Annotated in this window: 8 protein-coding genes; 7 read left to right on the top strand and 1 reads right to left on the bottom strand. The window is 72.5% G+C overall.

Going from position 1 to position 12,268, the window contains the following annotated elements; all coding sequences use genetic code 11:
- Window positions 1-177: 177 nt before the first annotated feature.
- Window positions 178-513: a YciI family protein gene (locus OG702_RS30910; protein ID WP_327292230.1), complete on the top strand. Its 336-nt coding sequence runs from the start codon at window positions 178-180 to the stop codon at window positions 511-513.
- Window positions 514-520: 7 nt separating this feature from the next.
- Window positions 521-1,774: an RNA polymerase sigma factor gene (locus OG702_RS30905; RefSeq protein WP_327292229.1), complete on the top strand. Its 1,254-nt coding sequence runs from the start codon at window positions 521-523 to the stop codon at window positions 1,772-1,774.
- A gap of 111 nt (window positions 1,775-1,885) precedes the next feature.
- On the opposite strand, the gene OG702_RS30900 is transcribed toward OG702_RS30905, so the two are convergent.
- The gene (locus OG702_RS30900; RefSeq protein WP_327292228.1) at window positions 1,886-4,543 is read right to left on the bottom strand and encodes a glycoside hydrolase family 9 protein; all 2,658 of its coding nucleotides are present in this window, start codon (window positions 4,541-4,543) and stop codon (window positions 1,886-1,888) included.
- 339 nt (window positions 4,544-4,882) lie between these two features.
- Here OG702_RS30900 and OG702_RS30895 point away from each other — a divergent pair, with 339 nt between their 5' ends.
- From OG702_RS30895 to OG702_RS30875, 5 genes are all read left to right on the top strand, one after another.
- Entirely contained in the window at window positions 4,883-6,259 is a 1,377-nt protein-coding gene (locus tag OG702_RS30895) for a glycoside hydrolase family 3 N-terminal domain-containing protein (RefSeq protein ID WP_327292227.1), read from the top strand.
- A gap of 293 nt (window positions 6,260-6,552) precedes the next feature.
- Window positions 6,553-7,815: an EfeM/EfeO family lipoprotein gene (locus OG702_RS30890; RefSeq protein WP_327292226.1), complete on the top strand. Its 1,263-nt coding sequence runs from the start codon at window positions 6,553-6,555 to the stop codon at window positions 7,813-7,815.
- A complete protein-coding gene (efeB, locus tag OG702_RS30885; protein WP_327292225.1) occupies window positions 7,812-9,065 on the top strand; it encodes an iron uptake transporter deferrochelatase/peroxidase subunit in 1,254 nt (417 codons plus the stop codon). Before OG702_RS30890 ends, efeB begins: the two co-directional genes overlap by 4 nt.
- 183 nt (window positions 9,066-9,248) lie before the next feature.
- The gene (locus OG702_RS30880) at window positions 9,249-11,228 is read left to right on the top strand and encodes a phospholipase C (protein WP_327292224.1); all 1,980 of its coding nucleotides are present in this window, start codon (window positions 9,249-9,251) and stop codon (window positions 11,226-11,228) included.
- A 237-nt stretch (window positions 11,229-11,465) separates the two neighbouring features.
- On the top strand, window positions 11,466-12,161 hold the full coding sequence (locus tag OG702_RS30875; RefSeq protein WP_327292223.1) for a maleylpyruvate isomerase family mycothiol-dependent enzyme: 696 nt from the start codon (window positions 11,466-11,468) through the stop codon (window positions 12,159-12,161).
- The last annotated feature ends 107 nt before the right edge of the window (window positions 12,162-12,268 follow it).

Genomic DNA, 12,268 nt, shown 5'->3' with positions numbered 1-12,268 from the left:
CGCGGTGCGGCGGGCGAGGTCGCGGCGCCGCGGCTGCGGGGTACGGCCGGCGGCCGGCGCACGCCGGGAGAAATTCCGGCGGATCCGCTGCGGGGTGTACATCCGGGCGGAAGCTGATCGTCGTAGGGGTGACCGGGAAAGATCCTCCCGGCGAGGAACGGACTGAGGAGATGTGCCATGAAGTACCTGCTGCTGATCTGCAGTGAGACCGCCGACGGTTTCCCGGGCGCCACGCCCGAGGAGCTGGACGCGACCCCCTGGGTCGAGGAGATGACCCGCAGGCGCGTGAGGCTCGACGGCAACCGGACCCGCCCCGCCGAGGACGCCACGACCGTACGGGTCAGGGACGGCGCCCAGCTGCTCACCGACGGGCCCTACGCCGAGACCAAGGAGCAGATGGCCGGTTTCGACATCATCGACTGCGCCGATCTGGACGAGGCCGTCGAGATCGCCGCCAAGCACCCGGTGGCGAAGTTCGGCATGGTCGAGGTGCGGCCGTTCTGGACGGACTGAGGCCGGCGTGCGCGACGCGGTGAAGGAGGCTGTCGCCACGGCCTGGTCCCAGGAGTGGGGCCGGGTCGTCGCGGCGGTGATCCGGCAGACCGGCGACTGGAGCCTGGCGGAGGAGTGCGCGCAGGACGCGTTCGAGCGGGCGCTGGAGCGCTGGCCGCGCGACGGAGTGCCGCGCCGGCCCGGTGCCTGGCTGACCACCACGGCGCGCAACCGGGCGCTCGACCGGCTGCGCAGGGCGGCCAACGAGAGCGTGAAGCTCCGGGAGGCGGCCCGGCTCGCCCCCGAGCCGGTGCGGCCCGCGCCACCGGACGAGCTGCCGCCGGACGACGCGGTGCCCGACGACCGGCTGCGGCTGATCTTCACCTGCTGCCACCCCGCGCTGCCGCTGCCCGCGCAGGTCGCCCTGACGCTGCGCACCCTGACCGGGCTGAGCACCGCGGAGATCGCCCGCGCCTTCCTGGTGCCCGAGGGCACGATGGCGCAGCGGCTGACCCGGGCCAAGAACAAGATCAAGAACGCCGGCATCCCCTTCCGGGTGCCGCCGCCCGAGCTTTTGCCCGAGCGCACCGCGGCCGTGCTCGCCGTGCTCTACCTGCTCTTCAACGCCGGTTACGCGCCCGGGGCGGAGGGCCCTGACCAGCGCAGGGTCACCGCGGAGGCGATCCGGCTCGCCCGGCTGCTTGCCGCGCTGCTGCCCGGCGAGCCCGAGGCGGCCGGGCTGCTGGCGCTGATGCTGCTGCACGACGCGCGGTACGCGGCCAGGACCGACGCGGCGGGCGATCTCGTGCCGCTGGACGAGCAGGACCGCTCCCGCTGGGACCGGCGGCAGATCGCCGAGGGCACCGCCGTCCTGGAGGCGGCGCTGGCCGAGCGGCGGCCCGGCCCCTACCAGGTGCAGGCGGCGGTCGCCGCGTGCCACGCGGAAGCGGTGGACGCGGCGGCCACGGACTGGGCGCAGATCGCGCTGCTCTACGGCGAGTTGGCGCGGATGGCGCCGGGGCCCGTGGTGGAGCTGAACCGGGCGGTGGCCGTCGCGATGGCCGAGGGCCCGGAGGCCGGGCTCGCGCTGGTCGACGCGATCGCCTCGGGCGGCGAGCTGGCGTCCTACCACCTGCTGCCCGCCACCCGGGCCGACCTGCTGCGGCGGCTCGGCCGCCGCCGCGAGGCCGAGTCCGCCTACCGCGAGGCCCTCGCACTGGCCCCGACCGCGACGGAACGCCGCTACCTGGCGTGTCGCCTCGCTTCCATCACCCCCGGGTGACCCGGGTGGCCTCACTCCCGCCCTTGGGGGGCGAGCGCGGTTCCTCGCGCCCCTCAGGGGGTGCCACTTGCTGTGGCGTTGCGGCCCTCCCGCCGTCGTGGGGGGTGGGGGCTAGGTGCAGCGGGTGCCGTTGAGGGTGAAGGCTGTCGGGGCGGTGTTGCTGGTGGTGTACGTGGCGGTGAAGCCGGGGTCCACCGTGCCGCCGGTGGGTAGTTGGGGGGCGTAGGAGGGGCTGGTCACCGTGACCTTCTGGCCGGACTGGGTGAACGTGCCGTTCCAGCCGCTGCCGATCTTCTGGTCGCCGCCGAAAGTGAAGGTCAGCGTCCACCCGTTGAGTGCCGCGCTGCCGGTGTTGGTGACCAGGACGTCCGCCTGGAAGCCGCCCGACCAGGAGTTGGTCACCCGGTAGACGGCGGTGCATGCCGCCCCGCCGGTCGGTGGCGGCGTCGTGGTCGTGGTCGTCGTCACCGACACCGCCGGGGACGCCGCGGACAGGTTCCCCGCGGTGTCGGCTGCCTTCACCGTGAAGGCATAGGCCGTGCCCGCGGTCAGCCCGCTGACCACCAGGCTCGTACCGGTGGTGGTCCCGACGAGCACCGGCCCGGCGCCCCGGTCGGCGTAGACCTGGTAGCCGGCCAGCGGCAGGCTGCCCGGGGTGGCGGCCGGCCACGTCAGGGTGACCGAGGTGCCGGTGACGGCCGAGGCGGTGGGGGTGCCCGGGGCGCCCGGCGGGGTCGCCTGCGGGTCGGTGGTGCCCGAGCCGCTGGGCGCGGTGCCCCACACCGCGGTGGAACCGTCGTAGAGGACCATGTCGTCGACGGTGACGGGGGTCGACCCCGGCACCTTGGACACCCCCTGGTAGGACCAGTCGCCGGAGGGGTCGTGCGCCCCGGGGAAGGTCAGCCGGAACTGCACCTCGCGGTGGAAGGCCGACTGCCCGGCAGGGGCGATGTCCTGGCCCTCGCAACTGATCGTCACGTAGTAGACGTTGCCGGAGAACCGGGTCGGCGCGCCTGGCGCCAGGCATTGGTTGTACGCCGAGGTCACGGTGACCTGCGAGGGGCTGGTGCCGGAGTCGAGGGTGAAGTAGTAGCGGAAGCTGCCGTGTGTGAGGTGGCGGGCCGGCCAGCCGGACTTGTTGACGACCTGCGCCTTGATCTCGTAGAAGTTCGTGCCCGCCGCGTTGACCGCGGCCTGCAGGAACTCCTCGGGCCCGTCGGGGGTTTCCTTCGGCGGGAAGTTCGCCAGCGCGGTGCCCCCGTATTCGTCGGTGAGCGCGGCGAGGGCACCGGAGAAGCCCGCGTTGTAGTCCAACGCCCCCTCGGTCTCGCCGTAGTTGGACCGCTCGTCGGAGAAGCCGTCGTCAGCGGAGCCGGGACCGCCGACCAGCAGGCCGTAGTCGAGGTGCCGGGTCCCGGCGGGTTCGGTCATCGACTGCGACCAGGAGCCGTGCGCGGCCCGGCTGTGCGGATTCTGCGGCCACTTGGTGTTCCTGCCGGAGTTGGTGAAGCCGATCTCGTAGCTCTCCTTGGCCGGGTTGTCGCCGAGCACGTAGTCGATCTGCCGGACGCCGAAGTCGTGATACGTCTGCGCCTTGGCAGCGTCCTTGCCCTGCGCGCTCAGCCAGTCGGCGAACTGCAGTGCCGCGTAGGCGGTGTTGGAGGAGTAGCGGAGCGAGCCCCAGGTGTCGAGGAAGGCCTCGCCGCCGGGTGAGTAGGCCACCTTCTGGCCGTTGACGCCGGTGGTCCACCAGTCGAGCCAGCGCTCGGCGTCGTCGACGTAGGTCTGCTTGCCGGTGAGTTCGGCGAGCAGCACGTAGTCCCCGTAGGACTTGTCGTCCCAGGCCAGCGTCCAGTTGTACTCGGGGGTGGTGGTCTGGTTCATCTTCGGCAGCTGGGCGTAGTACGTCTCCGCCTTCGTCAGATACGTGCTGTCGCCGGTGGCGCGGTAGAGCCACAGCGCGCCCCAGACCAGCTCGTCCCAGTAGCCGCTCCACGAGTTGTAGTAACCCTGGGCGGCGGTCACGCACTTGTCGTAGGTGCCGCGGTAGGTGTCGGCGAAGGTGTAGAGCTGCTTGGCGTTGGTCAGCAGCGTCGCGGCGTAGGTCGGGTCGGTCGACTTGAAGACCATGGAGGAGGAGGCGAGCGCCGCGGCCGACTCGCCCGCGAGGTCGGAGCCGGGGCAGGAGGCGTCGATCTTGAAGGAGGGCCGGGGCTCCGGGTTGACCTCGGGCGGGCCCCAGAAGGAGTGGTCGCTGCCGCCGTCGCCCACCTGCCCGTAGAGCACGTTGGCCGAGGGGTGCGCCTTGAGCAGCCAGTCGTCGCCCCAGCGCAGATTGCGCAGCAGGAAGGTGTTCTGGCCGCTCTTGCTGTAGCCGGCCGCCTCGTCGATGCCGCCCCAGCCGAGCATCGTCATCGAGAACGCCATCGGGAAGCCGAACTTCACCTCGTCGCCGGCGTCGTGGTAGCCGCCGGTCAGGTCGATGCCGGCGTCAGCGCCGTCGGTGAGGTCGGAGTCTCCGCGCCAGGAGACGCGGTTGTCGGCGGGCAGCTTGCCGGAGCGCTGCGACTCGTAGAAGAGCATCGAGTCCTGGAGGGCCTCGGCGTAGTTGTAGCCGCCGGCCGCGGCGGGGGCGGCGGACGCGGCGCGGGCCGCGGGCGCGCCCGCGGTGGCTGCCAGCACCAGCGGTAGCAGGGCGGCGACGGCGGTGACCGCCGCGGCCCGGACGCGGCGCATCGCGCGCACGGGCGGTGTTCCGGATATGGGCACGCGTCCTCCTGGGAGGGCGATGGTCGTGGTGGGGGGAGCGCGCCCGCAGGCGGGCGGCCGGCCATCGTCCACCCGCTTGTGGGAGCGCTCCCACATGCTCGCCCCGGGCCTTGCGCACCGTCAAGCACCGTGCGTACGGCAGTGCGTGCGACCCGGGCGGGTCGCGACCGGCCGGACTCGTAAGATGCGCGACAGGGCCGACAGGGGGCATCCTGATCCACTCACGAGGGTTTCTTTTCTTCACATGAGATGACTGGTGTCTCGGGTGGCAGGAAGAAAGGGAGACGCAACCGCTGATTCCGGCCCTTCCGGACGACCGATGAGGTGTGAGGTCCCGCCGTGCGCCAGCCGACCCGTTCCCCCGCTGCCCCGCGACCGCGTCGCGCGCCGACCCGCGCCGGATCGCCCGGGGGCCTGCTGGCCGGCGCCTTCGGCGGTGTCCGCGGCGCCGGGCTCGTGCTCGGCCTGCTGGCCGCTGCCACCACGGGGCTGACCGCGTGCGGCGACGGCGACTCAAACTCCTCCGGCAGCACCTCCTCGGCGACCGCCCCCGGCTCCTCCCCCGCCACCACCACGCCCGGCAGCCCGAGCGGCACCACGATGTCGGGCTCCCCCTCCGCCTCGCACACCACCGCCGTGCCGCCCCCGGCGACCACCGTGAAGCCCGCCAGCTGCGTGAACCGGGCGGTCGCCGGCATGAGCCAGGCGGAGCAGGTCGGCCAGCTGTTCATGAGCGCGGTGAGCACCTCGGGGATGACCGGTTCCCAGGCCGCCGCGATCACCGGCGGCCGGGTCGGCTCGGTGTTCCTGATGGGCCACACGACCGCCGGCACGGCAGGGATCAAGAAGGTCACCGACACCGTCAGGAAGCTGGCGCCGTCGGTGAAGGGAGCCACCGTCAGGATGCTGATCTCCACCGACCAGGAGGGCGGCCAGGTCCAGGTGCTCGGCGGCCACGGCTTCAGCACCATCCCGGCCGCACTGCGGCAGGGGCGGCTGCCGGCCCCCACCCTGCAGAAGGACGCGAGGACCTGGGGCCAGCAGCTGCGGGCCGCCGGGGTGACGATGAATCTCGCGCCGGTCGCCGACACCGTGCCGCCGAACCTGGTCAACGTCAACGCGCCGATCGGCAAGCTGCAGCGCGAATACGGCACCAACCCGTCGACGGTGGCCACCCACAGCACCGCCTTCCTGCGCGGCATGCTCCAGGCGGGTGTCATCACCACCGCCAAGCACTTCCCGGGCCTCGGCCGGGTGACCGGCAACACCGACTTCAGCCTCGGCGTCACGGACTCCACGACCACCCGCACCGACGCGTTCCTCGAGCCGTTCCGCAGCGCAGTCAAGGCCGGCACGCCGTTCGTGATGGTGTCCTCCGCGATCTACTCCCGGATCGACCCGAACACCCAGGCGGCCTTCTCCTCCACGGTGATCCGCGACCTGCTGCGCGGCTCGCTCGGCTTCAAGGGCGCGGTCATCTCCGACGACCTCGGCGCGGCCGTCGCCGTGAGCGACCACACGCCAGCGCAGCGGGCGGTGGACTTCTTCAAGGCGGGCGGCAACCTGCTGCTCACCGTCAAACCGAGCGACATCGCGCCGATGACCGCGGCGGTGCTCAGCCGGATGCCGCAGGACGCCGCGCTGCGCAGCTCGGTGTCCGACAGCCTGCGGCGGGTGCTGACGGCCAAGCAGAACGCGGGGCTGCTGACCTGCTGACCCCCTCCGGGCCGCTCGGTGGCGCCGTGGTGACCGGTCGCGCCCGTGCAGCCATGCTCCCCTGTCGCGTTCACGGTCCCGCCCGTCCACGGCTGAGCGCGCAGGGGTGCGGCGGTGCGCGGCCGTCGCGGGAGGCGGGCGCCCAGGGGCCGGTAAGGGTGCCCTTAGATGACCGCGTGGTGAACTGGCGCGGAATTGTGGATTCCCACCCCACTGCCAACCGCATGGCCGCGCCATACGGTGCTTAGCATGAGCCGCACCCCCGATCCACCGCACGGAACTGGAGGTCCGGTGTGTCCGCCGAACCTGACGGCATAACGCCGCACCCGCCCTCGTCCCCCCGGACGCGCTTCACCCGCAGGTGGCAGGCGGCGGCCGCCGTACTCGTGGTCGCCTGCGCGATCACCGCCACCGTGGTGGTCGCCGGGGCGGGCGACGGGAGCACCCGGACCGACGCCAAGGGCGCGGCCAAGGGCCCGGCCGACGGGCTGCGGCACACCGCGATCGAGGTCTCGACCGGGACCTGCGGACGGGGCTGGAGCCGGCCGCAGCCCGGAACGCAGGTCTTCGACCTGCACAACGCGTCGAGCACCGCCTCGGAGGTCGACCTCACCGACCCGCGTACCGGCAAGATCTACGGCGAGGTGGAGGGTCTGGCGCCGGGGACGACCCGGCCGATGACCGTCGACCTGGGCAGCGGCTCGTACGCGTTCAAGTGCCTGCAGAACGACGCCGACGCGGTGAGCGGCCCGACCGTCACGGTGGGCGGCAAGCACCCGCAGGGCCCGGCCGCCGCGCCGGTCAACCAGCACGACCTGATCCCGCCGACGCTGGCGTACCAGAAGTGGGTGGGTCAGCGCATCGGCGACCTGGCGGCGGGCACCGGCACCCTCAAGGGGGACATCGACCGGGGTGACCTGGCCGCCGCCCGCCGCGACTGGCTGTCCGCGCACCTGGTCTACGAGCGGATGGGTGCCGCCTACGACACCTTCGGCGACGCGGACGCGGCGATCAACGGGACCGTGGCCCGCACCCCCGACGCGGTCAATGACCCGGACTTCGCCGGATTCCACCGGATCGAGTACGGGCTGTGGCACGGCGAGTCCGCGGCCTCGCTGCGCGCCCCCGCCGCCGCGCTGGACAGCGCGGTGCGCACGCTGCGGGACGGCTGGCCGCAGCAGCGGATGGACCCGGCGGCGATGGGCCTGCGCGCCCACGAGATCATCGAGAACGCCGAGCAGTTCGAGCTGACCGCCCGCACCGACTACGGCAGCGGTACGAATCTGGCCACCGCCCGCGCGAACCTGGACGGCACGCGGGCGATCCTCGACCCCTTGCGCGGCCTGCTGGTGCCCCGCGACGCCGACCTGCCCGCGCTCGACGCCGCACTGGAGCGCACCCGGGCCGCGCTCGACGCCCAGCAGCACGGCGGCAGTTGGACGCCGGTGGACCGGCTCCCCCACACCCAGCGCCAGCGGATCAACGCCGACTTCGGCGATCTGCTCGAACAACTCGCCCCGGTGGCGGCGATCTTCGAAGTACGGAGGACGGCATGACCGACACCCGGCACGGCGGCGACCTGCACCGGCGCGGTTTCCTGCGCGGCGCGGCCCTGGGCGTGGGAGCGGTCGGCGCGGTGGCCGGCGGCGCCACCGCCCTGGCGGGCTCCGCCGCCTCGGCGGCGACCCCGTCGGCCGGCCCCGCCCGCCGCAAGGCCGGCTTCCACGGCGTGCACCAGGCGGGCATCGTCGAGGACGTCCAGCTGTCCACCGCCTTCCTGTCCTTCGACGTCACGGCCGCCGACCGGCGGGAACTGACCGAGCTGCTGCACACCGTCACCGAGCGGGCGCGCTTCCTGACCTCGGGCGGTACGCCCGCGCCGCTCGGCATCACCGACTCGCCGTCCGACAGCGGCACGCTGGGCGCGCAGGTGCCCGGCGACAGGCTGACGGTGACCGCGGGGGTGGGCGCGTCGCTCTTCGACGGGCGGTTCGGGCTGGCCGACCGCAAGCCGCTGCGGCTGACGTCGATGCCCGCCTTCGACGACGACGACCTCGACCAGGCCTGGTGCCACGGCGATCTGAGCCTGCAGCTCTGCGCGCCGCACGCGGACACCGTGCTGCACGCGCTGCGGGACATCACCCGCAACACCAGGGGCGGGATGCAGGTGCGCTGGCGGTTGGACGGCTTCACCAGCCCGCCGCGGCCCAGCGGCACCCCGCGCAACCACATGGGCTTCAAGGACGGCACCGCCAACCCGGACGTGACGGATCCGGCGGTCGCCGACCGGCTGGTATGGGTCGGCGCCGGCGGCGAGCCCGCGTGGACGGCCGGCGGCTCGTACCAGGTGGTGCGGCTGATCCGGATGCTGGTGGAGTTCTGGGACCGGGTCTCGATCACCGAGCAGGAGCGGATGTTCGGCCGCAACCGGGACACCGGCGCGCCGCTGGACGGCTCGCGCGAGTTCGACACGCCGAAGTTCTCCCAGGACCCGACCGGCGACATCATCCCGCTGGACAGCCACATCAGGCTGGCCAATCCGCGGACCGCGAAGACCGACAACTCCCGCCTGCTGCGCCGGGCTTACAACTACGACCGCGGAATGGACAGCAACGGCAACCTCGACATGGGGCTGATCTTCGTCTGCTACCAGCAGGACCTGGAGCGGCAGTTCGCCGCCGTGCAGCAGCGACTCGCGGGTGAACCCCTGGTGGACTACATCTCGCCTTTCGGCGGCGGGTACTTCTTCGCGCTGCCGGGCGTCCGCGACCGCTCCGACTGGCTGGGGCGCGCCCTGCTGGCCTGACGCCGGCGCCCGGAGGGTAATGCGCAGGTCAAGACTTGTCCTGGATTTACTGACTCGCTGTTCACCCGGGCGCCACCACCGGGCCGTCGCTTTGTCGCAGGCCAACCGGACGATCGCGTTCGACAACGTGCACGAATCGACAGCGGCACGCGTAAAGCGCCACTTAGCGGAGGCTGAGAAAGCATGAGCACCACAGGCGGTACGGGCAGGAGAAGAAGGGCGGGTTCGCGCAGGCGCGCGGCACGCTGGGCAGCGTTCGCCGGGGCCGCGGCACTCGTACTTGCGGGCGGCACGGCCCCCGCCTTCGCCGACTCGCACGACCAGAACGGCGGCAGTGGCAAGACCGCCACCCCGATCAAGCACCTGGTCGTCATCTTCGACGAGAACATCTCCTTCGACCACTACTTCGGCAGCTACCCGGTCGCGGCCAACACCGACGGTACGAAGTTCACCGCCGCGAAGGACACGCCGAAGAACATCGACACCCTCAGCCACGCGGGCCTGCTGAAGAAGAACCCCAACCAGTACGCCCCCAAGCGGCTCGGCCCCGACCAGGCCGTGACCTGCGACCAGAACCACAACTACGGCCCTGAGCAGTACGCCGCCAACGGCGGCAAGGCCGACCAGTACGTGCAGAACACCGAGACCAGCACCTGCTCCGGCGGCCTGTTCGGCGAGCCCGGCCTGGTGATGGACTACTACGACGGCAACACCGTCACGGGCCTGTGGAACTACGCGCAGCACTACTCGCTCGGCGACAACTCGTACAGCACCACCTACGGCCCCTCCACCCCGGGCGCGCTCAACCTGGTCTCCGGCCAGACGCACGGGGTGATCTCCGTCGACCCCAAGTCGGGCACCGAGAACCCCAAGCAGACCGCCACGCCGGACCCGTACACGGTCCTGTCCCCGAACGCCAAGGGTGTCGGCACGGTCATCAACGACCCCGACCCGGCCTTCGACGACTGCTCGGACGCCAGCCACACCAGCAGCAACGCGCTGGCCGCGATGCAGGGCAAGAACGTCGGCGACCTGCTCAACAAGCAGGACGTGACGTGGGGCTGGTTCCAGGGCGGCTTCCGTCCCTCCACCGCCTGGGACGGCAAGCAGGGTGACTACGCCAGCTGCCAGGCCAGCACGCACACCAACGTGGGCGGCGCCTCCTCGGTGGACTACAGCGCGCACCACGAGCCGTTCCAGTACTACAAGTCGACGGCGAACCCGCACCACCTGCCGCCGAAGAACACCGCCGAGATCGGCCACAACGGCCAGGCGAACCACAACTACGACCTGACCGACTTCGACGCGGCGGTCAAGGCGGACAGCCTGCCGGCGGTCAGCTTCCTGAAGGCGGCCGAGTTCCAGGACGGCCACGGCGCCTACTCGGACCCGGTCGACGAGCAGAACTTCCTGATCAAGGAGATCAACCAGCTCCAGCAGTCGCCCGCGTGGAAGGACACCGCGGTCGTCGTCTCCTACGACGACTCCGACGGCTGGTACGACCACGCGTACGCCAAGCCGCAGAACGGCTCGAAGGACACCACGGTCGGCTCCAACGGCAAGACCACCGACAGCCCGGCCTGCCAGGCGGGTCCGAAGTCGGCCGGCGGCTACGCCGACCGCTGCGGCCCGGGCACCCGGCAGCCGCTGCTGGTGATCTCGCCCTACAGCAAGGTCAACTCGGTCGACCACACCCGTACCGAGCAGACCTCGATCACCAAGTTCATCGAGGACAACTGGAAGACCGGCCACATCGGTGACGCGGCCTTCGACACCCGGGCCAACTCGCTGAACGGCGCCTTCGACTTCAAGCACCCGAACAACAAGCAGGTGCTGCTCGCGGCCGACGGCTCGGTCAAGTCCGTCAAGCCGATCGACACCGGCGGCAACGGCGGCTCCACCGGTGGCTCCAACGGCGGCGGTTCGACCGGCGGTTCGACCAGTGGTGGTTCGACCGGCGGCGGCAACAACGGCGGTTCGACCGGCGGTCACGGCTCCGCGGCCGGCGGCTCGGGCAACGACGCCTCCACCCAGACGCTGGCCGCGACCGGCAGCTCCTCGCCGGTCCTGCCGCTGGGCATCACCGCCGGCGTCCTGCTGGTCGGCGGCGGCGCGCTCTACTACGGCCGCAAGCACCGCCGTCAGGCCGCCACCATCGCCTGACGAGACGCGCCGCGCCCGCTGGGCCGTGTCTGACGGATCCCCCGTGGCCCGCGGCGCCCGGCACCGCACAGCCGGACCGGCACCCCGACGCCGGTTCCACGAGGCCGCCCCGGCACCCGCCGGGGCGGCCTTCGCGCTGCCGCCGCCGGCTCGGCACTCCGGCGTGCCGGACCGCCGCCGCGGCACCGGCCGCGTCGCACCCGACGGGTGCGACACGCCGGGTCTAGGGTGTTCCGCATGGAAACCGCCGGATATCTCCCCGCGCTGCGCCGCGAGACCGACGCCTTCCGCGGCTGTCTGCTCGGCGACCTGAGCGCGCCGGTGGAGCACTGCGGCAGCTGGACGCTCCACGACCTGGCCGGGCATCTGGGCGCCGGCCACCGGCGGGCCGTCACCGCGGTCACCGCCCACCACCCGGGACACCGCTTCCCCGCCGCGCCGCGCGAACCGGCCGCGCTGCTGCGCTGGTTCGACCGGCGTACGGCCGCGGTACTGACCGTCCTCGACGCCGATCCCGCCGCACCCGCCTGGACCTTCCACCCCCCGCACACCGTGGGTTTCTGGCAGCGGCGGCGCTGCCTGGAGACGCTGGTGCACCGCTGGGACGCGCAGCACGCGCTGGGCGCGGACCCCGCTCCGCTGGAGCCGGAACTGGCCGCCGACGGGATCGCCGAGGTCTTCGACACCTTCGCGCCCCGGCAGATCGCGGTCGGGCGGGCGACGGCGCCGGTCCGTGCGGTGCTGTTCGAGGCGACCGACACCGGCAGTTCGCTGACCTACGGTCCTGGCGCGCCGGCCGCAGCGGTCACCGGCACCGCGGGCGAACTGCTGCTCATGCTCTGGGGACGGCTGCCGGCCGGCCATCCGGGCCTGGCGTGGAAGGGCGACCGCGAAGCCGCGCGCGCGGCGCTGCGCGGGCCGCTGGTCGCCTGACGGGGCGCCAGAACGGGACCGGCCCGCTTCCGCGTTCACGAACTGAAGGCGCGTCACGACCAGTTCACCGTCCGCCCCTTGCCCGACCGAGGTGCGGCAAGAGTGAC

This window comes from Streptomyces sp. NBC_01198 (assembly GCF_036010485.1).
GTDB lineage: Bacteria > Actinomycetota > Actinomycetes > Streptomycetales > Streptomycetaceae > Actinacidiphila.
The sequence above is the reverse complement of the archived record's forward strand: the minus strand, read 5'-3'. Positions and strand labels throughout refer to the sequence as shown.